This is a genomic window from Stenotrophomonas indicatrix, from assembly GCF_050573115.1.
GTDB classification, from domain to species: domain Bacteria; phylum Pseudomonadota; class Gammaproteobacteria; order Xanthomonadales; family Xanthomonadaceae; genus Stenotrophomonas; species Stenotrophomonas lactitubi_A.
The window spans coordinates 85,632-109,202 of sequence record NZ_JBNYZT010000003.1 but is presented as its reverse complement, the minus strand read 5'-3'; the positions used below and the strand labels follow the sequence as shown (position 1 = coordinate 109,202).

General features: G+C 66.8%; 21 protein-coding genes. 11 read left to right on the top strand and 10 right to left on the bottom strand.

Annotated features, from left to right (window positions below; genetic code table 11):
- Positions 1 to 6 precede the first annotated feature (6 nt).
- Both ACQ5SA_RS09345 and metK read right to left on the bottom strand, forming a co-directional pair.
- Entirely contained in the window at positions 7 to 513 is a 507-nt protein-coding gene (locus tag ACQ5SA_RS09345; RefSeq protein ID WP_089238821.1) for an acyl-CoA thioesterase, read from the bottom strand.
- A gap of 183 nt (positions 514 to 696) precedes the next feature.
- The gene (gene metK, locus ACQ5SA_RS09340) at positions 697 to 1,908 is read right to left on the bottom strand and encodes a methionine adenosyltransferase (protein ID WP_312111984.1); all 1,212 of its coding nucleotides are present in this window, start codon (positions 1,906 to 1,908) and stop codon (positions 697 to 699) included.
- 314 nt (positions 1,909 to 2,222) lie between these two features.
- On the opposite strand from metK, the gene olsF reads away from it, so the two are divergent.
- The 3 genes from olsF (at position 2,223) to ACQ5SA_RS09325 (ending at position 5,882) form a co-directional block, all read left to right on the top strand.
- Complete coding sequence (gene olsF / locus ACQ5SA_RS09335) at positions 2,223 to 3,932, top strand: bifunctional ornithine lipid synthase OlsF (RefSeq protein ID WP_499314067.1); 1,710 nt, start codon at positions 2,223 to 2,225, stop codon at positions 3,930 to 3,932.
- Complete coding sequence (locus tag ACQ5SA_RS09330) at positions 3,929 to 4,729, top strand: UDP-2,3-diacylglucosamine diphosphatase (RefSeq protein ID WP_499314066.1); 801 nt, start codon at positions 3,929 to 3,931, stop codon at positions 4,727 to 4,729. Before olsF ends, ACQ5SA_RS09330 begins: the two co-directional genes overlap by 4 nt.
- A gap of 118 nt (positions 4,730 to 4,847) precedes the next feature.
- Positions 4,848 to 5,882 carry a metal-dependent hydrolase gene (locus ACQ5SA_RS09325; RefSeq protein ID WP_499314065.1) on the top strand — a complete coding sequence of 345 codons (1,035 nt, stop codon included), beginning with the start codon at positions 4,848 to 4,850 and terminating at the stop codon, positions 5,880 to 5,882.
- Positions 5,883 to 5,992: 110 nt separating this feature from the next.
- Here the strand turns inward: ACQ5SA_RS09325 and ACQ5SA_RS09320 are convergent, their stop codons facing one another.
- The 5 genes from ACQ5SA_RS09320 to ACQ5SA_RS09300 form a co-directional block, all read right to left on the bottom strand.
- Positions 5,993 to 6,820: a class I SAM-dependent methyltransferase gene (locus ACQ5SA_RS09320; RefSeq protein WP_499314064.1), complete on the bottom strand. Its 828-nt coding sequence runs from the start codon at positions 6,818 to 6,820 to the stop codon at positions 5,993 to 5,995.
- Between the two features lie 10 nt (positions 6,821 to 6,830).
- Complete coding sequence (gene dusB, locus ACQ5SA_RS09315) at positions 6,831 to 7,826, bottom strand: tRNA dihydrouridine synthase DusB (RefSeq protein ID WP_099820273.1); 996 nt, start codon at positions 7,824 to 7,826, stop codon at positions 6,831 to 6,833.
- A gap of 164 nt (positions 7,827 to 7,990) precedes the next feature.
- Positions 7,991 to 8,416 carry a hypothetical protein gene (locus ACQ5SA_RS09310; RefSeq protein WP_499314063.1) on the bottom strand — a complete coding sequence of 142 codons (426 nt, stop codon included), beginning with the start codon at positions 8,414 to 8,416 and terminating at the stop codon, positions 7,991 to 7,993.
- Between the two features lie 132 nt (positions 8,417 to 8,548).
- Complete coding sequence (locus ACQ5SA_RS09305) at positions 8,549 to 9,514, bottom strand: ribokinase (protein ID WP_230110814.1); 966 nt, start codon at positions 9,512 to 9,514, stop codon at positions 8,549 to 8,551.
- Between the two features lie 25 nt (positions 9,515 to 9,539).
- Positions 9,540 to 10,838: a NupC/NupG family nucleoside CNT transporter gene (locus tag ACQ5SA_RS09300; protein ID WP_108267027.1), complete on the bottom strand. Its 1,299-nt coding sequence runs from the start codon at positions 10,836 to 10,838 to the stop codon at positions 9,540 to 9,542.
- Between the two features lie 193 nt (positions 10,839 to 11,031).
- Between ACQ5SA_RS09300 and ACQ5SA_RS09295 the strand changes: the two genes are divergently transcribed.
- From ACQ5SA_RS09295 to ACQ5SA_RS09275, 5 genes are all read left to right on the top strand, one after another.
- Positions 11,032 to 12,003, top strand: coding sequence for a potassium channel beta subunit family protein (locus tag ACQ5SA_RS09295; RefSeq protein WP_499314062.1), 972 nt, complete (start codon positions 11,032 to 11,034; stop codon positions 12,001 to 12,003).
- A gap of 197 nt (positions 12,004 to 12,200) precedes the next feature.
- Positions 12,201 to 12,395 carry a hemin uptake protein HemP gene (hemP, locus tag ACQ5SA_RS09290; protein ID WP_005412278.1) on the top strand — a complete coding sequence of 65 codons (195 nt, stop codon included), beginning with the start codon at positions 12,201 to 12,203 and terminating at the stop codon, positions 12,393 to 12,395.
- A 152-nt stretch (positions 12,396 to 12,547) separates the two neighbouring features.
- Positions 12,548 to 14,734, top strand: coding sequence for a TonB-dependent hemoglobin/transferrin/lactoferrin family receptor (locus ACQ5SA_RS09285; RefSeq protein ID WP_499314061.1), 2,187 nt, complete (start codon positions 12,548 to 12,550; stop codon positions 14,732 to 14,734).
- A gap of 4 nt (positions 14,735 to 14,738) precedes the next feature.
- On the top strand, positions 14,739 to 15,341 hold the full coding sequence (locus tag ACQ5SA_RS09280; protein ID WP_499314060.1) for a Hemin transport protein: 603 nt from the start codon (positions 14,739 to 14,741) through the stop codon (positions 15,339 to 15,341).
- 72 nt (positions 15,342 to 15,413) lie between these two features.
- Positions 15,414 to 16,349, top strand: coding sequence for a DUF6607 family protein (locus ACQ5SA_RS09275; protein ID WP_499314059.1), 936 nt, complete (start codon positions 15,414 to 15,416; stop codon positions 16,347 to 16,349).
- A 206-nt stretch (positions 16,350 to 16,555) separates the two neighbouring features.
- On the opposite strand, the gene ACQ5SA_RS09270 is transcribed toward ACQ5SA_RS09275, so the two are convergent.
- Together ACQ5SA_RS09270 and ACQ5SA_RS09265 are read right to left on the bottom strand one after the other, a co-directional pair.
- The gene (locus ACQ5SA_RS09270) at positions 16,556 to 19,069 is read right to left on the bottom strand and encodes an ABC transporter permease (RefSeq protein WP_499314058.1); all 2,514 of its coding nucleotides are present in this window, start codon (positions 19,067 to 19,069) and stop codon (positions 16,556 to 16,558) included.
- The gene (locus tag ACQ5SA_RS09265) at positions 19,066 to 19,713 is read right to left on the bottom strand and encodes an ABC transporter ATP-binding protein (RefSeq protein WP_499314245.1); all 648 of its coding nucleotides are present in this window, start codon (positions 19,711 to 19,713) and stop codon (positions 19,066 to 19,068) included. The genes ACQ5SA_RS09270 and ACQ5SA_RS09265 overlap by 4 nt, the downstream gene beginning before the upstream one ends.
- 75 nt (positions 19,714 to 19,788) lie before the next feature.
- On the opposite strand from ACQ5SA_RS09265, the gene ACQ5SA_RS09260 reads away from it, so the two are divergent.
- The 3 genes from ACQ5SA_RS09260 to ACQ5SA_RS09250 all read left to right on the top strand — a co-directional run bounded on the left by ACQ5SA_RS09260 (position 19,789) and on the right by ACQ5SA_RS09250 (position 22,662).
- Positions 19,789 to 20,436: an arylesterase gene (locus ACQ5SA_RS09260; protein WP_230110806.1), complete on the top strand. Its 648-nt coding sequence runs from the start codon at positions 19,789 to 19,791 to the stop codon at positions 20,434 to 20,436.
- 90 nt (positions 20,437 to 20,526) lie between these two features.
- The gene (locus ACQ5SA_RS09255) at positions 20,527 to 21,240 is read left to right on the top strand and encodes a response regulator transcription factor (protein WP_002811889.1); all 714 of its coding nucleotides are present in this window, start codon (positions 20,527 to 20,529) and stop codon (positions 21,238 to 21,240) included.
- 150 nt (positions 21,241 to 21,390) lie between these two features.
- The gene (locus tag ACQ5SA_RS09250) at positions 21,391 to 22,662 is read left to right on the top strand and encodes a sensor histidine kinase (RefSeq protein WP_499314057.1); all 1,272 of its coding nucleotides are present in this window, start codon (positions 21,391 to 21,393) and stop codon (positions 22,660 to 22,662) included.
- 145 nt (positions 22,663 to 22,807) lie between these two features.
- Here ACQ5SA_RS09250 and ACQ5SA_RS09245 read toward each other — a convergent pair whose 3' ends face one another.
- On the bottom strand, positions 22,808 to 23,506 hold the full coding sequence (locus tag ACQ5SA_RS09245; protein ID WP_499314056.1) for an SGNH/GDSL hydrolase family protein: 699 nt from the start codon (positions 23,504 to 23,506) through the stop codon (positions 22,808 to 22,810).
- Between the last annotated feature and the right edge of the window lie 65 nt (positions 23,507 to 23,571).

Below are 23,571 nucleotides of genomic sequence, written 5' to 3'. Positions count from 1 at the left end.
ACTACCTCATTCTTCTGGTGACGGCGGGTTCGACGCCAGCAGTTCCAGGTGTCGCTGCTCCATTTCCTGGCGCAGCTGGCGGCGGATCAATGCGGCGGCCTGACGGCGCTTCTCGTCCGAACTGGCCGGCTGCAGTGACGGAACCGGCGTCGGCCGGCCTTCCTCGTCCACGGCCACCATGGTGAAGAAGCAGCTGTTGGCGTGGCGCACGCTGCGCTTGAGGATGTCCTCGGCCACCACCTTGACGCCGATTTCCATCGACGAGGTGCCGGTGTAGTTCACCGAGGCCAGGAAAGTGACCAGTTCGCCGACCGCGATCGGCTGGCGGAACACCACCTGGTCCACCGACAGGGTGACCACGTAGCGGCCGGCATAGCGGCTGGCGCAGGCATAGGCGACCTGGTCGAGCAGACGCAGGATCGCGCCGCCGTGGACCTTGCCGGAGAAATTGGCCATCTCCGGCGACATCAGCACGGTCATGGACAGCTGGTGGGATTTGAGTTCGGTCGACATGGGGCGATTGTATCGGCAACCGGGTAGCGCCGGCCGCTGGCCGGCAGCCACGCGATTGTTTCCGGAAGCCATGAAAAAGCCGGCCAGCGGCCGGCTCTACCGCAAAAGAGAAGGGCCGCTTGCGCGGCCCTTCTTGAAGGTCTGCCGACTAACAGTCGGCTCTACAGCGGCCCTTCGTGCTTCTTATTTCAGCTTCGCGTCGGCGCGCAGGGCGGCGGCGCGATCGGTCTTCTCCCAGGAGAAGGCCGTGGCGTTGACGGTCTCGCCTTCGCCGTTGAGGTAGCTGAACTCCTTCGGCTTGCGGCCGAAGTGGCCGTAGGCCGCGGTCTGCTGGTACATCGGGTGGATCAGGTCCAGCATCTTGATGATGCCGTACGGGCGCAGGTCGAAGTGCTTGCGGATCAGCTTCTCGATCTTGTCGTCGCTGATCTTGCCGGTGCCGAAGGTGGTGACCGAGATCGAGGTCGGCTCAGCCACGCCGATGGCGTAGGAGACCTGCACTTCGCAACGGTCGGCCAGGCCGGCGGCAACCACGTTCTTGGCAACGTAGCGGGCAGCGTAAGCGGCCGAACGGTCGACCTTGGACGGATCCTTGCCCGAGAACGCGCCACCACCGTGACGGGCCCAGCCGCCGTAGGTGTCGACGATGATCTTGCGGCCGGTCAGGCCGCAGTCGCCCACCGGGCCGCCGATCTCGAACTTGCCGGTCGGGTTGATGTGGAACTTGGTGCCCTTGTGCAGCCACTTGGCCGGCAGCACCGGCTTGATGATCTCTTCGCGGACGGCCTCGATGAGGTCCTTCTGCTTGATGCCCGGGGCGTGCTGGGTCGACAGGACCACCGCGTCGATGGCCGAGACCACGCCGTTTTCATAGCGCAGGGTGACCTGGCTCTTGGCGTCCGGACGCAGCCAGGACAGCGGCGAGTTGCGCTTCTTGCGGATCTTCGCCTGCTGCTCGACCAGGCGGTGCGACAGGTGGATCGCCGCCGGCATGTAGCTGTCGGTTTCGTTGGTGGCATAGCCGAACATCAGGCCCTGGTCGCCAGCGCCCATTTCTTCCGGCTTCTTGCGGTCAACGCCCTGGGCGATGTGCGGGGACTGCTTGCCGATCAGGTTCAGCACGCCGCAGGTGGCGCCGTCGAAGCCGACTTCGGAGCTGTCATAGCCGATGTCCACGATGACCTTGCGGGTCAGCGCTTCCAGGTCGATCCAGGCGCTGGTGGTGATCTCGCCGGCAACGATGGCAACGCCGGTCTTGACCATGGTCTCGCAGGCCACACGGGCGCGCTGGTCCTGGGTCAGGATCGCGTCCAGCACCGCATCGGAGATCTGGTCGGCAACCTTGTCCGGATGGCCTTCAGAGACCGACTCGGAGGTGAAGAGGTAGCTGGACATCAGGCTTAATATCCTTTGATTCGGATGGAAAGATGGGCGCGAATGATACACGGGGTGCGCCGCCTGTGCATTGTGAACCCGTATGGGTTGCCGGTGGTTAAGGTGTTGTGCCCGGCAGGGCAAGGCCTGGCGGGCATCGAGGGGGCATCGTGCACAGGCAGTGTTCCACTGGCGTGACCATTGCCGCCCTCCGCCGGGCCCGGATATGCCGGCGCAGGCGCCGTCATCATTCTGCCGCCAAACCGCCATCTGGCTGCCGCGTCCCGGGCGCAGGCTCTCGGCCAACCCGGCCGCCGGGCAGGAGGGGACACGCCATGCAGGAACTCGAACAGCGTCTGCAACAACGCTATCCCGACTGGTTCCATGGCCGTCGCGGCCAACTGGCCCGGCCCCTGCTGCGCAGCGTCGGGCGCTGGTCGCGGCTGGACCGCATCGAGGAGTTCCTGCGCCGCAATGCCAACGTGCGTGGCTTCGACTTCGTCGCCGCCGGGCTGGACTTCATTGAAGGCCGCTACCACGTCGACCCCGCCGCGCTGGCGCGGATTCCGGCCACCGGCCGCCTGTTGATCGTGGCCAACCACCCCTCCGGCGCGCTGGATGCCTTGGCCCTGCTGGATGCTGTCGGCCGGATCCGCCGCGACGTGCGCATCGTGGCCAATGATCTGCTGGGCGCGATCGGGCCGCTGCAGGACCTCCTGCTGCCGGTCCGCATCCTCGGTGGCAAGGTCCAGCGCACCAGCCTGCAGGCGGTGGAGCAGGCGCTGGCGGCCGAGCAGTGCGTGATCGTGTTCCCGGCCGGCGAGGTCTCGCGGTTGTCGCTGCTCGGCATCCGCGATGGTCGCTGGCAGCGGGGGTTTGTCCGCTTTGCCCGTGCCGCCGCCGCGCCGGTGCTGCCGGTGCGGGTGGACGCGCGCAACTCGGCGCTGTTCTACGGCGCGTCGACGTTGTTCAAGCCGGCCGGTACGGCACTGCTGGCACGCGAGATGTTCGCCCGCCGTGGCCGGCCGCTGCGGTTGCGCATCGGCCAACCGATGCAGCTGGGGCAGGGTGACCCCGGCACGCAGCTGCTGGCGGTGCGCCGTGCGGTGTACGCGCTGGGGCGCGATACGCCGGTTGCCGAAGGCTGCCCTGCAGGGCCCGAGCCGCTGGCCGCGCCGGTGCCGCCTGTGCAGGTCGCCGCTGAGATTGCCACTGCTGCCGTGCTGGGGCAGACCGCTGATGGCAAACAGATCCTGCTGGCCAGCTGCGCTGCGGATTCGCCGCTGCTGCGTGAGCTGGGGCGGCTGCGCGAGCTGACCTTCCGCCAGGTGGGCGAGGGCACGGGTCGCAGTCGCGACCTGGACGACTTTGACCTGCAGTACCAGCACATCGTGATCTGGGACGGCACCGCCCAGCGCATCGCCGGTGCCTACCGGATCATGCGCGGCGCGCAGGCGTTGGCGCGCCGGGGCCTGGCCGGGCTCTACAGTGCTTCGCTGTTCCGCTATTCCGACGATGCCATTCCACGCATTGCCGAAGGCCTGGAACTGGGCCGCAGCTTCGTGGTGCCCGATTACTGGGGCAGCCGCAGCCTGGATTACCTGTGGCAGGGCATCGGCGCCTATCTGCAATGCCAGCCCGGCATCCGTTATCTGTTCGGTGCGGTGTCGATCAGCGCCGCCTTGCCCCGCGATGCGCGCGAGCAGCTGGTGGCCTATTACCAGCGTTACTACGGCGCCGCCGATGGGCGGGTGCAATCGAACCGGCCGTTCCAGTACTTCGCCGCGCCACCGTGCTTCGGCGAACTGGATGCGGCGGCCGCCTTCGACGTGCTCAAAGCCAACCTCGCCGCGCTCGGCACCGGCGTGCCCACCTTGTACCGGCAGTACACAGACCTGTGCAAACCCGGCGGTGCACGGTTCCTGGCGTTCGGCGTCGACCCGGATTTCAGCGATTCGATCGACGGCCTGATCGAAGTCGATCTGCACGCGATCCGTCCGCACAAGCGCAAACGCTACCTGCGCGATGCGGGGATGCCGGCATGAGCACGCTGGCGAACCTGGCACCGCATCGTCGCGCCGTGTTCGTCTCCGATGTGCATCTGGGGTCGCGGCATTGCCACGCCACCGAGCTGGCGCGTTTCCTCGGCACCCTGCGCTGCGAACGCCTGTATCTGGTCGGTGACATCATCGACCTGTGGTGGATGGCACACCGACGCGCCACCTGGCGGCAGTCGCACAGCGACGTCATTCTGGCCCTGCACGCGCTGCGACGCGCCGGTACCGAAATCATCTACATCCCCGGCAACCATGACGCATCGCTGCGCCAGGTATGCGGCCTGATGCTGCCGGCGATGCAGGTACGCCGCCGCGCGATCCACACCACGGCCGATGGCCGCCGGCTGCTGGTGGCGCATGGCGACGACTATGACGGCGTCACCCACTTCGGTGGCCTGCAGGAGCGGTTTGGTGACTGGCTGTACTACCGTATCCTCACCGGCAACCATCTCTTGAACGCGGTGCGGCGTCGACTCGGGATGCGCTACTGGTCGCTGTCGGAATTCCTGAAACGCCAGAGCGGTGCGGCCGAACGCTACATCGAGCGCTTCGTGCAGGCCGGTCTGGACGACGTGCGCCGGCGCGGCCTGGATGGCATCGTCTGTGGACACATCCACCGTGCCGCGCTGATCGAACGTGACGGTCTGGTCTACGCCAATGACGGCGACTGGGTGGAGAGTCTGACCGCATTGGCCGAGGACCACGACGGCGCGTTGCGGCTGCTGGACCACAACGGGCAGACACTGGTCGAGCTGGCGGGCGCGCGGTTGTCGCAGGCGGCATAGCGGCGCGGATGCATCCTGGCGCATTGCGATGCGCTCGATGCATTGACGGCCGTTGAGCAATGGTGGCGCGGCTCGACTCCACCGAGACGGCGTCGACGCAACCCGCTAGCATCGGCCGATGGACTCATTGACCCAGATCGTTCTCGGCGGCGCTGTCGCTGCCGCCATCGCCCCGCCCGGACACCGCCGTGCCGCCCTGCTGGCCGGTGCCGCGCTCGGCACCCTGCCGGACCTGGATGCCCTGTGGCTGGGCTTTGCCGCCGCCGACCCGGTGGCGAACATGACCGACCACCGCAGTTTCAGCCATTCGCTGCTGGTGCTGCCGTGGGTGGCTGCGCTGATCTGGTGGTTGTTCAAACGCTTCGGCAACGGCAGGGTGGCGCAATCACCGGTGCGCTGGTTCTGGGCGATCCAGCTGGCGTTGGTTACCCATCCCGTGCTGGATGCGTTCACCGTCTACGGCACACAGCTGTGGTGGCCGTTGCAGCCGCATCCGGCGATGGGCTCGAGCGTCTTCATCATCGATCCCGGCTATACGGTGTGGTTGCTGCTGGGCTGCGTGCTGGCCTGGTTCGGTCGCGCGCGGCCGTGGGCGGGCAAGGTGCTCGGCGTTGCGTTGCTGCTCAGCAGTGCGTACCTGGGCTGGGGGCTGATGGCCAAGGCGCAGGTCGACCGCGCCGCGCAGCAGAGCCTGGCGGCGATGGGCCTGGGCGACGCGCCGCGGTTCTCGGTGCCGATGCCATTCAATACGCTGTTGTGGCGCGTCGTGGCGATGACCCCCAATGGCTACGTGGTGGGTGACCGCTCGCTGGTAGCCGACGAGGCGCCGATGCGTTTCGAAGGGCATCCGTCCAATGTGCAGGCATTGCGCGAAGCCGCGGAAATTCCGGCAGTACAGCGTCTGCAGTGGTTCAACCGTGGCTTCATGCGCGCGCAGGTGGTGGACGGCAAGCTGGTGTTGAGCGACCTGCGCATGGGTCTTGAGCCGGACTACACCTTCAACTTCGCGGTGGCCGAGCAGGTTGACGGCCAGTGGCGCGCGATCGTGCCCGAGCAGCTGCGGGTGGACTACAGCAGCCCGGCCGCGCGCGCCGATGCCGGCCGCCGGTTGTCGGCGATGTGGCAGCGTATCTGGCACCAGCCCGAACAGTAGATCCACGCCATGCGTGGATGGGGTGTGCATCGGCGGCGGCAGCCACGCATGGCGTGGCTCTACTGCATCCGGGCACGCGGATCAGATGGACGGCGCATACCGCAGGCCGCTCAATACACCGTTGCGCGGCCCTGCACGAACGAATAGAAGAACACCGCGTTCGGATCGTTCTGCACCAGCCGGAACTCGCGACGCATGCCCTCCACCGTCTCTTCGTCCACGGTGCCCGCCTGCAGCAGCGGCTCGGCCGCCGACAGCAGCAGCTGTTCCCAGAACGCGATCATCGTCTTGCGACGTGCCGGTTCGCGGTTGTCCAGGTGGATCGTCTTGATCTCGGTGTGCACATCGCGGAAGCCGCCGGCCAGCAGCAGATTGCCCAGCTTGGCGCCGACGAACGGATCACCGCCATGGTCGTACTGGAAATCGTTGAAGGCCATCCAGTAGCGCCAGATGTGCGGCGAATACGGATCAAGCAGGAACGAAGCATTCATCACCTCGGTGATGTACACCGGCGAGCCCGGGGCCAGTACGCGGCGTACTTCACTCAGTACGCGCGCGGGCGAAGGAACATGTTCCAGCACCCAGCACAGGAAGGCCGCATCGAAGGTGCGCGCCTCGAACGGCAGTTCGCCAGCATCGGCCTGCTGCAGCGTGTAACGGTCGCTGCACCACGGGGTGCGCGCCAGGTTCTCGCGTGCGGTTTCCAGCTGGGTCTCGCTCAGGTCCACGCCGGTCACGTGCAGCTCGGGGAAGCGGCGCAGCAGGATCTCGGTCTGCGCGCCCACGCCGCTGCCGACTTCCAGCAGGCGCTTGGCGCCGCTGTAGTCGATCTGGCCGAAGATGCTCGATTCCAGCAGGCGCGCCTGGGTCATCAGGCGCTGCTGCTCGGTGCCGGAGAACCCGTGCAGGTAGGTCGGGGAAGAAATCGGCGGGGTCATGGGGGCGGGCTCAGGCAGCGGAAGACATCGCCGGTTCCCCGGCGATCAGGCGGTCGAAATAGTCGGTGGTCAGCGCGATCTGGCTGGCCGGATCCTCGGCGCGGTTGACCACCGCGCGGAACGCGGCATTCTCCGGCCGGTCCTTGGCGTACCAGCCCAGGTGCTTGCGTGCGATGCGCACGCCCTGCGGTTCGCCATAGAAATCGTGCAGTGCGTGCAGGTGGCCGAGCAGGATGTCGCGCACTTCGGCCAGCGACGGCGGCGGCAGTTCCTCGCCGGTGGCCAGGTAATGCGCCACCTCGCGGAAGATCCACGGCCGGCCCTGTGCGGAGCGGCCGATCATCACCGCGTCCACGCCGGTTTGCTGCAGTACGAAGGCGGCCTTCTGCGGTGAATCGATGTCGCCGTTGGCGATCACCGGGATGCGCAACGCAGCCTTGATCTCGCCGATCGTGGCGTACTCGGCCTGGCCGGTGTAGTGCTGGTCGCGGGTACGGCCGTGTACGGCCAGGGCCGCGATGCCACTGGCCTCGGCGATGCGGGCAATGACCGGTCCATTGCGATGATCGCAGTCCCAGCCGGTGCGGATCTTCAGCGTCACCGGCACATCCACCGCGTTCACCACCGCTTCCAGGATGCGCGCGACCAGCTGCTCGTCGCGCATCAGCGCTGACCCCGCCCAGGCGTTGCACACCTTCTTGGCCGGGCAGCCCATGTTGATGTCGATGATCTGCGCGCCATGGTCGACGTTGTAGCGCGCGGCCTCGGCCAGCTGCTGCGGCTCGGTACCGGCGATCTGCACGCTGATTGGTGCCGGCTCGCCGGCATGGTCCATGCGGTGGATCGACTTGCGCGTATTCCAGAAACGCGGGTCGCTGATGGTCATTTCCGAGGCGGCCAGACCCGCGCCCAGCCGTTTGCACAGCAGGCGGAAGGGCTTGTCGGTGACGCCGGCCATGGGCGCGAGCACGACGTTGGGGGCAATGGAGTACGGGCCGATCTGCATGCGCCCATTGTAGGGCGCGGCCGGCGCCCCGGCGGGGTTGCCGGCCTGCCGGTTCAGGCCCATCCGGACCGACCTCATGCCGCACGGGCATCAGCAGATGCTTGACGGTTGCTTCCGTCGCCCCCAAGGGCAGGCGATGGTGATCGGCTGGGTGGACCGCTGCCCTACAGGGATTGCGAGGTTTGGGCCGCGCCGAACGCGAACGCCAGCCCCAGGCCGAGGCAGACCAGCGAACTGGCCACCCAGAAGCGCTTGCCGTTGTAGCCGGGGCGCAGCACCGCCAGCACGAACCCCATCGCCGCGCGCAGCAGCAACAGGGCAGCGATGCCGGGCAGCACGCAGTGACTGCCGGCTATCGGCGCATGCCTTGCTGCGGCCAGCGCATACAGGGCCCAGACCAGCAGCACGGCGGTGATGCCAGCTGTCATCAGTGGCGGCCACCAATGCCCGGCCTCGGCCAGCCGGACCACGCGCCGGCCGGCACCGAAGCGCTCATACCACGGGGCACCGAAGGCGATGCAGCCGATGTGCAGCAGGGCCGCGATGGCACTGCCGGTGGCCGCGACCAGCAGCCAGGGGAATACGTTCATGTGCCGATGGTGGAAGAGGCCGCGTGCGCGGGGAATGCGTCAGAGCGTCGCACACCGTGCGTGGTGGCCTGCAAAAAAAAGCCCGGGCATCTGCATGCCCGGGCCCGATCATCATCCCCGCGGGGATGAGCGTTATTTCACTTCGGCATCGGCCGGGGTGAAGCGCGGCATTGCCGCGGCCGCGCCTTCCTTCTCGGTCGAACGACCGGCGAACTGGTTGGCGAAGCGTACGTGGCGGGCGAACGGAGCGTCCGGCACCTGGGCGATCGAGGCCACCAGCGCACCGTTGAAGGCATCGCCGGCACCGGTGGTGTCGATCGCCTGCACCTGTTCGGCACCCACGCGGTAGTACGGCTGGGTGTCGCCACGCAGGTGCTCGTCGGCATGCGACACGAACACGCCCACCGAACCCAGGGTCACCACCACCGTGCCGTTGCCGACCAGCTTGCGGCACAGCGCATGCAGGCTGGCGCCGTCCAGCGCGGCGACGTCGTTGGCATCTACGCGCTCGCCGACATGACGGCCGAGCAGGGCGGCGAACTCGGTCTCGTTCGGGGTGATCACGTCGGCCAGCTTGAGCAGGCCGATGGTCGAGGGAGCGTCGGCCGGTGCGGTGTTGAGCACGGTGGTGACACCGGCCTCGCGGGCCACGGCCAGCGCCGCTTCGATGGTCTGCACCGGCGATTCCAGCTGCACCAGCACCACCTTGGCGCTGGTCAGCAGGGCCTGCTGTTGCTGCACGAAGTCGGTGCTCAACGCCGCGTTGGCGCCCGGGCCGATGACGATGGTGTTGCGGCCACGGGCATCGACATAGATGCCGGCGGTGCCGGTCGGCTCGCTGCTGGCTTCGGCAATCAGCGCGAAACCATCCTGCGCGGCCAGGTCACGGGCGGTGGCACCACCCGCATCGTCGCCCAGCGCACACAGGAAGCTGGTGTCAGCGCCGGCACGGCAGGCGGCAACGGCCTGGTTGAAGCCCTTGCCACCCGGACCGGTGCTGTAGCGGCCGGCAATGGTCGCACCCGGTGCCGGCAGCGACTCGCACCGCCACACGTGATCGACATTGAAGGAACCGACGACAACGACACTGCTGCTCATAGGGAATCTTTTCTCAAACAAGGGTTCAGCTGAAATGCGTCAGCACGCCGGCGATGGTAGCCGTCATGAAGGTGGCGATGGTACCGCCCAGCACCGCGCGCAGGCCGAACTTGGCCAGGTCGTGGCGACGTTCCGGTGCCAACCCGCCAATGCCGCCGATCTGGATCGCGATCGAACTGAAATTGGCGAAGCCGCACAGGGCGTAGGTGGCGATCAAGCGACCTTCTTCTGACAGGCTCATGCCCGGCACCTGGCCATTCACGATCTTCGACAGTTCGGTGTAGGCGACGAACTCGTTGATCACGACCTTCTGGCCGATCAGCGAACCCACGGTGGTGGCGTCGGCCCACGGGGTGCCGATCACCCAGGCGATCGGCGCCAGCACGTAGCCGAAGATGGTCGACAGGTCGGTCGGCTTGCCGATCGCAGCGGCCAGGCCGGTGATTTCACCGAGCCAGGTCAGCGGCGCATTGAGCAGGGCGATCAGGGCGATGAAGGCCAGCAGCATCGCACCGATGTTCAGTGCCAGCTTCAGGCCGTCACCGGCGCCGGCAGCGGCCGCGTCGATGATGTTGCTGGAGGTCTTTTCCACTTCCATCTTGACCGTGCCGCGGGTCAGCGGGGTGCCGGTTTCCGGAATCAGCAGCTTGGCCACGACCAGGGTGGCCGGGGCCGCCATGATGCTGGCCGCCAGCAGATGCTTGGCGTAGAACGCCTGCTGCACCGGATCGCCACCGCCCAGCATGCCCACGTACGCGGCAAGCACACCGCCGGCGATATGGGCCATGCCGCCGATCATCATCGTCAGCAGCTCGGACTGGGTCATCTTGGCGATGTACGGGCGCACCGTCAGCGGGGCCTCGGTCTGGCCGATGAACACACTGGCGCAGACGCTGGTGGTTTCCGCACCGGACACGCGCATCACCTTGGTGATCGACCAGGCCATCACCCGCACGATCGCCTGCATGACGTTGAGGTGGTACATGACCCCCATCAGCGCCGAGAAGAAGATGATCGTCGGCAGCACCTGGAAGGCGAAGATGAAACCGTAGTTCTTGACGTCCATCAACGAGCCGAAGATGAACTTCGAACCTTCGTTGACGAAGCTCAGCACCTTCACGAAGCCCTGGCCCAGCGCATCGAATACGTCGCGCCCGCCCGGTACCAGGATCACCAGGGCTGCAAAGGCGATCTGCAGGGAGATGCCGGTGGCGACCAGCTTCCAGTCCACCGCGCGCTTGTTGTTGGAAAACAGCCAGGTGATGCCGATCAGCACCGCCAAACCGAACAGGCCGAAGCCGATCCTGCCCAAACCTTCGACCATCTGAGTGACTCCCCTGGGGCGTCGCGAAAAACGGGAAGCCTAGTGCAGGGCAGGGGCCGGAGCAAGGAAAAGCGGTCTGCGCGCGGCCATCGGCTCCGATCAGGCCAGCAACAGCAAGGGGTTGCGCCTGCCGGGACAGGTAGAATGGTGGCTTGATCCCGGCCCGTATGCGGGCCCGCAGCAGGAGAATCGCATGCTCTACCGTCGCCTTGGCTCCACCGGCCTGCCGATTTCCGCCCTGTCCTTCGGCGCCTGGGTGACCTTCGGCGACCAGGTGCCGCGCGATGAGGCACGCAACCTGGTGGCGGCGGCCTGGGACCATGGCATCAACTTCTTCGACAACGCCGAGGGCTATGCCAACGGCCGCGCCGAGCAGGTGATGGGCGATGTGATTGCCGACCTGCGGCTGCCGCGCGATGGTTTCTGCGTGTCCAGCAAGGTGTTCTTCGGCAGCGCAAAGGACCCGCGGCCGACCCAGCGTGGCCTGTCGCGCAAGCATGTGACCGACGCCTGCCACGCCGCGCTCAAGCGCCTGCGGGTGGACTACCTGGACCTTTATTACTGTCATCGTCCGGATCCGGACGCTCCGATCGCTGAAACGGTGCATGCCATGGACACCCTGGTCCGGCAGGGCAAGGTGCTGTACTGGGGCACGTCGGAATGGTCGGCCAACCAGATCCAGGAAGCGGTGGACATCGCCGCGCGCCACAACCTGCAGGCGCCGTCGATGGAGCAGCCGCAGTACAACCTGCTGCACCGGGAGCGGGTGGAAGTGGAGTACGCGCCGCTGTATGCCACCGCCGGACTGGGCACCACGATCTTCTCGCCGCTGGCCTCGGGCCTGCTGAGCGGCAAATACGACGACGGCGTGCCGGCTGATGCGCGCTTGGGCCGCGAAGGCATGGGCTGGCTGCAGGACCTGGTGCTGGGCGACAACGCCGATGCGCGCCTGGCCCGGGTACGTCGCTTCAGTGCCGTGGCCCGCGATCTGGGCCACGCCCCGGCCAGCCTGGCCATCGCCTGGTGCCTGCGCAATCCCAACGTGTCCAGTGTGATCCTCGGCGCCAGCCGGGTCAGCCAGCTGCTGCAGAACCTGCAGGCGCTGGACGTGCTGGCGCAGGTGGATGACGCCGGCTGGGCACAGGTGGAAGCCGTATTCGCCTGAGGACCGGAGACAGGTTGTAGGGCCGAGCCCACGCTCGGCCGGCCTTACCGCGCCTAATCGTGCTCATTTCAATAGACAAAGGCTATCGAAATTCGAATTTCGATCATTAATTCCATCAATTAAGTTGAGAATGATTGTTGATTGTCAACTGAGAATCATTATCATTTAACTCGTCCCTCGCACGAGTCCAGATGCTCATGAATGCTCAACCTGTACTGCTGCGCCCCGAAACGCTGACCCTCCGCGACCGCCCGGTTCGTGTCGTGCCGCCGGAAGAGGTCATCGACAGCGAAGCCCTGCTCAAGGGCCGTCGTGAAATCCTGATCCAGCACGGTGACCGTTTCTACCGTCTGCGTCATACCAGCAACGACAAGCTGATCCTCACCAAGTAACGCGGTCTGGTCGCCCGCCTCCCTCCCTCCTGTCGGCAGCGCCGGCAGGGTGGGCGACCCGTCCGCTCCTGCTCTCTCCCCCTCGGTCTACCGTTCATGCCTGCTTGGTGTGGCGGTGGCCGGGGGTTCCCCTGCCTGACCGAACGATGCCGATGACCCGCCCGACTGCCCTTTCCATCGCCCTGTGGATGGCTTTGCCGCTGTCCGCCCATGCTGCTGCCGATGCCGCGCCCGACGCGCGCGAATTCGATCGCGTGCAGGTCACCGCCACCCGTACCGAACGTGCGGTCAGCGATGTCGCCGCCACCGTCGATGTGATCGACCGCGAGCAGATGGATCGGCAACTGGTGCAGGACATCAAGGATCTGGTCCGCTACGAGCCGGGCCTGTCGGTCAGCCGCAGCGCGACCCGTTTCGGCCTCGGCAGCATCCGCATCCGTGGCCTGGACGGCAACCGCGTGCGCATCCAGACCGATGGCATCGCCATGCCGACCAGCTTCAACATCGGCTCGTTCTCCAACGCCAACCGCAACTTCACCGACCTCGACACGCTCAAGCGCGTGGAGATCGTGCGTGGACCGGCCAGCTCGCTGTACGGCTCGGACGCACTCGGTGGCGTGGTTGCCTTCGTCACCAAGGACCCGGCGGATTACCTGAAGGATGGCAAGGACAGCTACGTCGGCCTGAAGTTCGGCTACGACGGCGAGTGGAAAGGCCTGCTCGGTGGCGTGACCAGCGCCTTCGGTGGCGAGCACTGGAGTGGCATGGTCAACATCAACCACCGCCAGGGCCAGGAAACCGACAACAAGGGTGATGTGCGCAGCAACGACAACACGCGCACCGCGGCCAACCCGCAGGACCGTGATGGTCGCAGCGGCCTGGCCAAGCTGGTCTATGCCCCCAGCGAAGACCAGCGCTTCCGCCTGACCGTGGAAGGCAACGAAGACAACACCGATACCGACGTGCTGTCCTCGATCGACCGCACCACCACTACCGGCATGAAGGCGCGCGACACGCAGAACCGCACCCGCGTGTCCTTCGCCCACGAGATGGATGCGCTGGACAAGGGCTTCGCCGACAGCCTGCACTGGCAGGCCTACACGCAGGACAGCGAAACCACGCAGCGCACCGATGAAGCGCGCGCCAACGGCAGCCGTCGCCATCGCGAGTTCAGTTTCGACCAGCGCGTGTATGGGCTGCAGGCAGTGTTCAACAAGGCCTTCACCACCGGCACCGTCGAACACGCGCTGACCTATGGCTTCGATGGCGCCCGCACCGAGATCCGCCAGAAGCGCGATGGCTACCAGGTCAGCAACCGTGGCGTGGTCAGCACGACGATCCTGCCCGACGCATTCCCCGTGCGCGATTTCCCGATCAGCAAGACCACCGAGCTGGGCCTGTACGCACAGGATGAAATGCGCCTGGCCGACGGCAAGCTGTCGCTGGTGCCGGGCGTGCGCGTGGACCGTTACGAACTGAAGCCGGACGTGGACAGCATCTTCGCTGAGGACAATCCCGGCGTGGCCGTGTCGGAACTGAAGAAGACCAGCGTGTCGCCGAAGTTCGGCCTGGTCTATCGCTTCACCGATGAGTGGTCGCTGTTTGCCGGTTATTCGCGTGGTTTCCGCTCGCCGCCGTACAACGACGTCAACCTCGGTTTCACCAACTTCGCCTTCGGCTACACCGCCATTCCCAATCCGGACCTGAAGCCGGAAACCAGCGACGGTGTCGAGCTGGGCATGCGCTTCCTGTCGCCGGCGGCGTACGTGAGCCTGAGTGGCTACTACAACGACTACAAGGACTTCATCGAGTCGCAGACGCTGGTGGGCACCAACGCGCAGGGCTTGATGGTGTTCCAGTCGCGCAACATCGCCGACGCACGCATCTACGGTGCCGAATTGAAGGCCGGTGTCGACTTCGGCCAGATCAGCCCGGCCCTGCAGGGTTGGGCGCTGCGCAGTGCAGTGGCGTGGTCGCGCGGCGACAACAAGACCGCCGATGTGCCGCTGGATTCGGTCGATCCGATGCGCGGCACCGTCGGCCTGATGTACGACACCGATACCTGGGGCGTCGAACTGGCCGGTACCTTCGTCAAGCGCAAGGACCGTGTGACCTCGGCCAGCATCTATCGCCCGGCCGGCTACGGCGTGGCCGACCTGATGGCGCACTGGAACTTCGCCCCGGGTGCGACCTTCAACGTCGGTGTCTTCAACCTGGGTGACAAGCGTTACATCGACTGGTCCAACGGCGGCTCGACCCTGTCAGCCACCAGTACCGTTCTGGACCGCTATACCAGCCCCGGCCGCACTCTGTCGGCCAGCCTTGCCGTGTCCTGGTGATCCTATGAGCCGAGCCCTGTCTGCGCGTCGCCTGCCGTCCTCCCTGTCGCGTTCGTCGCTGCGGGCCTGGCCTGCGCCGGAACAGCTGGCAGCGCTCGGCACCGTGTTGTGCCTGTACCACGCCGATGGCAATGAACTTGGCGGCTGGCGCCAGGCAGTGTCGGTGCATGCCTGCCAGGGCGTGGACAGCGAGGGCCTGCGCGAAAGCCTGTGCTTCCTTGATGCACGCGGCCGCTGCGTGTGGCGCCTGTACCTGTTGCCGGACAGCGATTTCCTGGCCTGGGACCGGCTGGTGGCGACGCTGCCGCCCGGTCCTTCGCACGATGCCGATGGCAGCGTTGGTGAGCGCCTGTGGCGGCGACTGGCCGGGCATCTGGGCGGCCAGCGCTGGCGCCTGTGCACGCTGCGCCTGCATGCTGCCGACGAGGGCCGGACCCTGGCCGCCAGCCTGTCCACGTTGTCGTCGCTTGGTGCCGCCACCGCGCGCCGGATCGCGCGCATCGAAGGCGCCGAAGGCGAACTGGCGATCGACGACTGCTGTTGTGCCGATGCCGCACGCCGCCCCGTCGCGCGCGCTGCCGGCGACCTGCCGCTGGTCCGACTGTGACCTGATTGCGATGGATCGCCTGCTGGCCAGGATGGCCTTTCCACGAAACCTGCAACCCCGAAGGAAGACCCGATGAAGTTCCAGACAGCCAGCGTGATGGTGCTGCTCGCCGCCAGTGGTGCCGCCAGCGCGCAGCCCTCCGACATCGCCCGCGACCATGACAGCATCCTGGCCATGCAGGGTGAGTACACGGTGGATTTCGCCTTCGATGAAACCGTGCTGCTGAAGCCGGGCTACGAGCGCGCGCCGGCCATGCGCAGTGGCGGCAACGAAGTGGTGATCGTGGTCGAGGACAGCCCAAAGCGCATCGTGTTGCAGCACCTGCTGGTGGACAGCAAGAGCGGCCACGTGACCAAGCACTGGCGCCAGGACTGGGTATACGAAGCGCCGAACCGCTTCGAGTTCAGCGCCGACCAGACCTGGCAGGTACGCACGATTGCGGCGGCGACCAACCAGGGCGCCTGGACCCAGTGCGTGTATGAAGTCAGCGATGCACCGCGCTACTGCGGCACCGGCACGTGGACCTACGCCAACAACGTGCCGACCTGGACCAGCGACATCAGCTGGCGGCCACTGCCACGCCGCGAATACACCAAGCGCAGCGATTACAACGCGCTGGCCGTGGTCAACCGCCACACCCTGACCCCGAACGGCTGGACCCACGAGCAGTTCAACACCAAGGTGCAGCGCAACGCTGATGGCAGCCAGGTCGACATCGCCCGCGAATTCGGCTTCAACGACTACATCAGGACCACCGAGGTCGACTTCACCCCGGCGCGTGATTACTGGAAGGCCACTGCCGGTTACTGGAGCAAGGTGCGCCAGCGTTGGGACGGCTTCCTGACCCAGGCCCCGGGCGTGCACCTGAAGACCAAGCTCGACGGCATGGCGATGATCATCCCGTTGTTCACCCAGGCCGAAGACGTGCAGGCCGGCAAGAAGGTGAAGGACAAGCAGATCGACGAAGTCTTCGCCAAGTACGTGGAAAAGGCGCCGAAGGAAGGGTGATCGCTGCGGCGGGTGTCGGACGTGCACTGCACTGGTGGGTGCCGAGCTTGCTCGGCACGCTCTCCGGCGGGGATTGCATCCGGCATCCATGCCTACCGTGGATCTACCGGGGCCATTGGCACTGCATCCACGCATGGCGTGGATCTACTGCAGCGCTCCGTAGTAGATCCACGCCATGCGTGGATGCCTTTGCTTTCACAACGGCGTCAGGCCTCCCGCAATGCCAATGCCGGTGGCGTGTGCAGGATCCGACGGGTGCCCAACCAGCCGGCCAGCAGGCTCAACGCGATGCCAAGCAGGCCACCCAGCAGCAGGCCTGGCCACGGCGGCAGCAGCGGCAGTTCGAACACCTTCTGCGACACCGCCACGCCGATCACCGCTGCCGCGCCCACCGCCAGCAGCGCCGCCAGTGCACCCAGCGCACCAAACTCGACCAGTACCGCGCCACGCAGCTGGCGCCGCGTTGCACCCAGCGTGCGCAGCACGGCGCTGTCATAGCGGCGCTCGCCAGCCGTCGCCTGCAGTGCCGCCAGCAGCACCAGCACGCCGGCCAGCAGGCTGAACACCATCACCAGCTGCACCGCCTGCGCCACCCGTTCCATCACATCGCGCACCTGCGAGATCACTGCATCCACGTCCAGCAGCGACAGGTTCGGCTGCGCGCGCACCAAGGCTCCGAGACCCGCCGCCTGTCCCGCCGGCAGATGGAACGCAGACAGCAGGTTATGCGGTGTATCGCCCACCGCATTCGGATTCAACAGCACGAAGAAGTTCGGCCGGAAGGTGTTCCAGTCGGCCTTGCGCACGCTGGTGACGCTGAACTCGCGCTCCTGCTCGCCCACCGCGATGGTGATGCGATCACCCGGGTACACGCCGTAGCGCTTGGCCCAGCCGATCTCCACCGATGCTTCGGCAGCGGTGCTGTCCGGCGTCCAGAACGTGCCGTTGACCAGCGTATTGGCCGGCGGGAACGTGCTGCGCCAACTGAAGTTCAGCGGACGGTTCTCGTCATCGTCGTCGCGCTGGCCTTCGCCCTGCGGCTGACTGTCGTCGGCCGGCGTGCGGTCCACCCGCAGCGGTGGTTTGCCGTTGATCGCGATCAGGCGGCCGGTGGCCATCGGTTCGATGCTGGCATCATCCGCACCGAGGCCCTGCAGTGCGGCCAGCACGCTGTCGCGCTGCTCGGGCTGGATGTTGATCAGGAAGTAGTTCGGCGTGTCCGCGGGCAGGCGCTCGCGCCACTGCTGCAGCAGGCCGGGGCCGATCACCGCCAGCAGCAGCAATGCGCACAGCGACAGTGACAGCCCCACCAGCTGCATCACCGCCAGCATCCGCCGCCGTGTCAGCGCCGCCAGGCCCAACCGCCAGTTGCCGTGCAGACGATGCTGCAGGCCACGCAGCAGTTGCAGCAGCAGGAACCCGACCACGCCTGCGGCGACCGCTAGCCCGGCCAGGCCACCCAGCACCCACAAGGCCAGCTTCAGATCACCGGTGACCTGCACCGCCAATATCAGGCTGGCCGCCAGTGCGGCCACATAGGCCAGCAGCGAGGCCGGCGGCAAGGCGGCGAACGAGCGGTTGAGCACACGCATCGGCGGCACCCCACGCAGACGCAGCAGCGGCGGCAGGGCGAAGCCGAACAGCAGCAACAGGCCGATCCCCGCGCCGGTCAGCGCAGGCATGGCTTCGGGCAGCGGCAGGCGTTGCGGCACCAGGCTGCCCAGTACCTGCACCAGTCCTTCCTGTGCCGCCATGCCCAGGCCGATGCCGATCGCACACGCCGGCACCGCCAGCATCAGCAGCTGCAGGGCCAGGCCGGCCAGGATGTCGCGCTGGCGTGCACCCAGGCAGCGCAGGATCGCCACCTGGTCGATGCGACGCAGGGCGAACCGGTTGGCCGCCAGTGCGGTGGCAACGCCGGCCAGCAGCACCGCCAGCAGCGCGCTCAAGCCGAGGAAACGACCGGCCAGGTCGAAGGCCTGGCGTACACCGCGCTGGGTATCGTTCACGCTGAGCAGGCGCATGCCTTTCACCTGCGGCAGCAGCCATTGTCGGAAGGCCGCGATATCGGTGGCGGTGCCTGCGAACATCAGTCGGTAGTTGATGCGGCTGCCGGGGCCGAGCAGGCCGGTGCCTTCCACATCGGCGCGGTTGACCAGCAGGGTCGGCGACAGCGTCAGCAGGTCGCCGCCGGCATCCGGTTCCGATTCGATGATGCCGGCGATGCGCAGCGTGCCCGCACCGAATTCCAGATCGTCGCCGGCCTTCAGGCCCAGCGCCTGCAGCAGGCGCGGATCGGCATAGGCCTGGCCCTTGGCCGGCATGCCGGCATCGGCGATCAGCGCGCCGCCTGGCGTGGCGCGCACGCGCAGCGCGCCGCGCAGCGGGTAGCCTGCTTCCACGGCCTTGATGCTGGCCATCTGGCTGGCATCGCCCTGGAACAGCACGCTGCCGAAGCTGGCCAGCCGTGTGTGCGCCAGGCCGCGTCGCTGCGCTTCGTCGGCAAACGTGGCAGGCGGGTCATCGCGCCCGGCCACGCCGAGGTCGCCGCCGAGCATTTCAGCCGCGCTGCCGGTCAGGGCCAGGTTGACCCGGTTGACCAGCGTGCCCACCGCCGTCATCACCGCCACGCCCAGTACCAAGGCGGCGAAGACGGTCAGCAGGTCACCGGCCAGGGCTTCGCGGCGCAGGGCGCGCCACGCATGCCGCAGCAGGTTCATGCGTCCACTCCATGTTCCACCGGCTGCAGGCGGCCGCTGTCGATGCGATGGATGTACTGGCAGCGCTGCGCCAGGCGCAGATCGTGGGTGACCAGCACCAGCGTGGTACCGCTGCCGGCATTGAGTTCGAACAGCAGATCGCTGATGTGCTGGCCGGTAGCCTGGTCCAGCGAGCCGGTGGGCTCATCGGCGAACAGGATGCGCGGGCGGCTGACGAACGCGCGGGCGAGGGCGACACGCTGCTGCTCGCCGCCGGACAGCTGCCGCGGATAGTGGCGGGCGCGGTGCGAGAGCCCTACCGCAGCCAGCACCTCATCCACCCGCGTGCGGTCCTCGCGCCCGGCCAGTTCCAGCGGCAGCGCGATGTTCTCGGCCGCCGTCAGCGCCGGCAGCAGATGGAAGCTCTGGAACACGAAGCCGACGTCGCGGGCGCGCAGCTGTGCACGCGCCTCTTCGTCCAATGCCGTCAGATCCTGGCCCGCCAGCGTGATGCGGCCATGACTGGGCAGGTCCAGCCCGGCCAGCAGGCCGAGCAGGGTAGTCTTGCCGGAACCGGAGGCGCCGACGATGGCCACGCTGGTGCCTTCATGGACGGTCAGGGTGATGTTGTCCAGTATGTGGACTTCACCCTCCGGGCCATGCACGGATTTGCCGACCTGGTCGACGGCGATGGCGACGGGCGCGCTGCGGGGGGACAGGCTGTCGATGAGGAGACTCCAATGCACAAGACGGGATGGAGCCGGCAAGCCGGCGCAATGATGATGCTGTTGCTAGGGTTGCTGCTGTTGCCGGCACTGGCGTGTGCCAAAGGTCCGGCCACCGGTACCGTGCTGGTGCTCGGTGACAGCCTCAGTGCCGCCCACAATATCCCGGCTGATGCAGGCTGGGTCAGCCTGCTGCAGCAGCGGGTCAGGCAGCAGTCGAAAACCCCGCCGCGCATCGTCAACGCCAGCATGAGCGGGGAAACCACCGCCGGCGCGCTGACCCGCCTGCCGGGCCTGCTGGGCCGCGAGAAGCCCACGGTGGTGGTGATCGCCCTCGGCGGCAACGATGCGCTGCGCGGCCTGACCCCGGCGCAGGTGCAGGGCAACCTGGAAAAAATGGTGCAGGCGAGCCAGAAGGCCGGCGCCAAGGTGCTGCTGCTGGGCATCGACGTGCCGCCCAACTATGGGCCGGGCTACCGCCAGCGCCTGGCTGCGGCGTACCGGGCCCTGGCCACGCAGTACAAAGTGCCGTTGCTGCCGTTCCTGCTGGAAGGCGTGGCCCTGCAGCCGGGCTTGATGCAGGCAGACGGCCTGCACCCCACCGCTCAGGCGCAGCCGAAAGTGCTGGACAACGTATGGCCGCTGCTGAAACCGCTGCTGTGAGCACGCCATCTTCTTTTCATTGACGCAACTTCACATCGCGTGCACCGTCGATCGGGCATGTTTCACAAAGCTGAAGAAAAAGGGATTCTCATGCGTCAGACGAAGGAGACTTCCGGCTTGGTGCTGGTAGTCGAAGACAACCGCAACATCTCCGAGATGATCGGGGAGTACCTGGAAGGCCGTGGCTTCGAGGTGGACTATGCGCAGGATGGCCTGGACGGCTACCGTCTGGCTGCCGAGAACAGCTACGACGTGGTCGTGCTGGACCTGATGCTGCCGCGACTGGATGGCATCGAAGTGTGCCGCCGGCTGCGCAATGATGCGCGCAAGTCGACCCCGGTGCTGATGCTGACCGCGCGCGACACGCTGGATGACAAGCTCACCGGCCTCGGTTTTGGTGCCGACGATTACCTGACCAAGCCGTTCGCGATCCAGGAACTGGAAGCCCGCCTGCGCGCGCTGATCCGCCGCGAACGTCGTCAGGTGGGTTCGGAAGTGCTCAAGGTCGCCGACCTGGTGCTCGATCCGGTCAGCATGCGTGCCACGCGTGCCGGCACCGAGCTGCAGCTGTCGCCGATCGGCCTGCGCCTGTTGACCATCCTGATGCGCGAATCGCCGCGTGTGGTCACCCGCCAGGAAATAGAACGCGAAATCTGGGGCAACGGCCTGCCTGATTCGGACACGTTGCGCAGCCACCTGTACAACCTGCGCAAGATCATCGACAAACCGTTCGACCGGCCGCTGCTGCACACCGTGCAGAGCGCGGGCTATCGCATCGCCGATATAGCCCAGCCGATGGCCTGATCGACGTCGTGCCGGTGTTGCAGCAGAACCGGCACGGCCGTGGTCGGCAGGGAAGAGGTGAACGTTCCGGAGACCCGGTCGTCATCGTCCATGCACGATCACGGCACAGCGCGCTGCCTATAATCGCAGCGCTCTGACCGGGACACCGCAATGCCGCACGGCCTGCCGCGCAAGATCCGTATCGCTTTCATCCTGCAAGCCGTGTTGGCCAGCCTGGGTATCCTGCTGGGTGCCTGGCTGGTTTCGCTGGTGATCAAGCACAGCCTGGTGGGTGCGGCCCTGCGCGAAGAAGCGGCGTACTACTGGACGCTGCACGAGGCGTCGCCCGTGCAGCCGCCGCCCAATACCCAGAACATCCGTGGCTACCTGCTGGAACGCGGGCAGTCCAGCCTGTCACTACCCGCCAACCTGCGCACGTTGGAACCGGGTTTCCACGAACTTCCCGACGACGATCAGCTGGTACTGGTCGACGCCCGCGAACAGGGGCGCCTGTACCTGGTGTTCCTGCGCTCGCGCGCGGAGATGCTGGCGTTCTGGTTCGGCATCGTGCCGGTGCTGCTGACCCTGCTGGCGGTGTATGGCGCCTCCTGGATCACTTACCGTGCCTCCAAACGCCTGGTATCACCGGTGAACTGGCTGGCGCGCCGCGTCTCGCGCTGGGATCCGGGTCATCCGGAAGCGGCCGATCTGGAGCCGGACAAGCTGCCCGCGGACATGCAGGGCGAGACCCGACAACTGGCAGCGGCGCTGCACTCGCTGGCCAACCGGGTCACTGCGCACGTGGCACGCGAGCGCAACTTCACCCGTGATGCCAGCCATGAACTGCGCACGCCGCTGACCGTCATCCGCGTGGCCAGCGACATGGCGCTGGGTGATGAGAGCCTGGAGCCGCGCCTGCGCCGCAGCCTGCAGCGCATCCAGCGTGCCGGGCGGGACATGGAAGCGGTGATCGATGCGTTCCTGATCCTGGCCCGCGAGGCAGACGTCGAGCCGCAGGTGGAACTGTTCGATGTCAACGACATCGTCCGCTACGAAGTGGACAACGCCAATGAGCTGCTGGTGGGCCGGCCACTGGCGGTGCACCTGCACAGTGACGCGGCCGTGCAGCTGCACGCACCGCCGCGGGTGCTGCAGGTGGTGGTCAGCAACCTGGTGCGCAATGCCTGCAGTTACACCGACGAAGGTCGCATCGACGTGCATGTGCACAACGACCGGGTGGTGGTAAGCGATACCGGCATCGGCATGTCCGCAGACGCGCTGTCGCGTGCGTTCGAGCCGTTCTATCGTGCCGATCCCAGCCGTCCGCAGGGTACGGGTCTGGGTCTGTCGATCGTGCGTCGCCTGTGTGACCGCTTCGGCTGGAAGGTCAGTCTGGCCAGCGAGCTGGGCAAGGGCACCGAGGCGACGGTGATTTTCCGCTGAGAGCCGGGCTGCGCCCGGCACCCGCAGACGACAGGTTCCCGCTGCTGTTGGTAGGTGTCGACCTTGGTCGACACGTAGATCCACGCCATGCGTGGATGAAGCGTCCCCGGTAGTGCCGGCCGCTGGCCGGCAACCCCAGCATCACTCAGTTGCAGTTGACCTTCGGCGCCAGCGCCTTGGTCCAGATTGCATAGCCGGCCGGGGTCATGTGCAGCATGTCCTCGCGGAACAATGAGGCATCAGGCTGGCCATCGGCTCCGAGCATCGGTGTGTAGATGTCGGTGTAGCCGGTGTTGGGCAGCTTCGCCAGCGCGGTCTTGATCTTCGCGTTGGCGTCGTTGATCGCGGGTAGCAGGTGCGCCCGCGACGGGCTGGGCTTGATGGACACGTACTCCACCTTCGTCTTCGGCAGGTCACGATGCACGCGCTGCACGAAGGCCACCACGTCGTCGCGTACCTGGGTCGCGCTGCGGCCGCTGTTGAGGTCGTTGTCGCCGGCGTAGAAGAAGACCTTGCACGGCGCATACGGCACGATGGCCTGGCCGGCATACCAGGTGCTGTCGCGTACTTCCGAACCACCGAAGCCGCGGTTGAATACCGGTTGCCCCGGGAAGTCCTGGGCCAGGCTGTCCCACATGCGGAAGGACGAGCTGCCGATGAATTCGATGCCGCCGCGCGGCGGCGGATTGGTCCGGTCGGCACTGGCGAAGGACGCCATGTCTGCCGCCCAGGCCACGTTGGAGACCTGCGCGGGTACCTGCGGTGGGGCTGGCGGGCTCAGGGCCTGGGCCAGCGGCGCGGCCAGCAGGCCAAGCAGGATCAGGCAGGTGCGGGGACGGGTCATCAGGCACTCCGGCAGGGCAGGGGGCATCCATCATAGAAGCTGGTCCGGCCCCACGCTTGGCCGCG

Excerpts from the sequence above, each read along its gene's own strand:
- metK (WP_312111984.1), bottom strand. The coding sequence starts at position 1,908 with ATGTCCAGCTACCTCTTCACCTCCGAGTCGGTCTCTGAAGGCCATCCG.
- ACQ5SA_RS09260 (WP_230110806.1), top strand. The coding sequence starts at position 19,789 with ATGCACAAGACGGGATGGAGCCGGCAAGCCGGCGCAATGATGATGCTG.
- ACQ5SA_RS09250 (WP_499314057.1), top strand. The coding sequence starts at position 21,391 with ATGCCGCACGGCCTGCCGCGCAAGATCCGTATCGCTTTCATCCTGCAA.
- ACQ5SA_RS09275 (WP_499314059.1), top strand. The coding sequence starts at position 15,414 with ATGAAGTTCCAGACAGCCAGCGTGATGGTGCTGCTCGCCGCCAGTGGT.
- ACQ5SA_RS09295 (WP_499314062.1), top strand. The coding sequence starts at position 11,032 with ATGCTCTACCGTCGCCTTGGCTCCACCGGCCTGCCGATTTCCGCCCTG.
- ACQ5SA_RS09345 (WP_089238821.1), bottom strand. The coding sequence starts at position 513 with ATGTCGACCGAACTCAAATCCCACCAGCTGTCCATGACCGTGCTGATG.
- ACQ5SA_RS09310 (WP_499314063.1), bottom strand. The coding sequence starts at position 8,416 with ATGAACGTATTCCCCTGGCTGCTGGTCGCGGCCACCGGCAGTGCCATC.
- olsF (WP_499314067.1), top strand. The coding sequence starts at position 2,223 with ATGCAGGAACTCGAACAGCGTCTGCAACAACGCTATCCCGACTGGTTC.
- ACQ5SA_RS09300 (WP_108267027.1), bottom strand. The coding sequence starts at position 10,838 with ATGGTCGAAGGTTTGGGCAGGATCGGCTTCGGCCTGTTCGGTTTGGCG.
- ACQ5SA_RS09285 (WP_499314061.1), top strand. The coding sequence starts at position 12,548 with ATGACCCGCCCGACTGCCCTTTCCATCGCCCTGTGGATGGCTTTGCCG.
- ACQ5SA_RS09325 (WP_499314065.1), top strand. The coding sequence starts at position 4,848 with ATGGACTCATTGACCCAGATCGTTCTCGGCGGCGCTGTCGCTGCCGCC.
- ACQ5SA_RS09305 (WP_230110814.1), bottom strand. The coding sequence starts at position 9,514 with ATGAGCAGCAGTGTCGTTGTCGTCGGTTCCTTCAATGTCGATCACGTG.
- ACQ5SA_RS09320 (WP_499314064.1), bottom strand. The coding sequence starts at position 6,820 with ATGACCCCGCCGATTTCTTCCCCGACCTACCTGCACGGGTTCTCCGGC.
- ACQ5SA_RS09280 (WP_499314060.1), top strand. The coding sequence starts at position 14,739 with ATGAGCCGAGCCCTGTCTGCGCGTCGCCTGCCGTCCTCCCTGTCGCGT.
- dusB (WP_099820273.1), bottom strand. The coding sequence starts at position 7,826 with ATGCAGATCGGCCCGTACTCCATTGCCCCCAACGTCGTGCTCGCGCCC.
- hemP (WP_005412278.1), top strand. The coding sequence starts at position 12,201 with ATGAATGCTCAACCTGTACTGCTGCGCCCCGAAACGCTGACCCTCCGC.
- ACQ5SA_RS09245 (WP_499314056.1), bottom strand. The coding sequence starts at position 23,506 with ATGACCCGTCCCCGCACCTGCCTGATCCTGCTTGGCCTGCTGGCCGCG.
- ACQ5SA_RS09270 (WP_499314058.1), bottom strand. The coding sequence starts at position 19,069 with ATGAACCTGCTGCGGCATGCGTGGCGCGCCCTGCGCCGCGAAGCCCTG.
- ACQ5SA_RS09255 (WP_002811889.1), top strand. The coding sequence starts at position 20,527 with ATGCGTCAGACGAAGGAGACTTCCGGCTTGGTGCTGGTAGTCGAAGAC.
- ACQ5SA_RS09330 (WP_499314066.1), top strand. The coding sequence starts at position 3,929 with ATGAGCACGCTGGCGAACCTGGCACCGCATCGTCGCGCCGTGTTCGTC.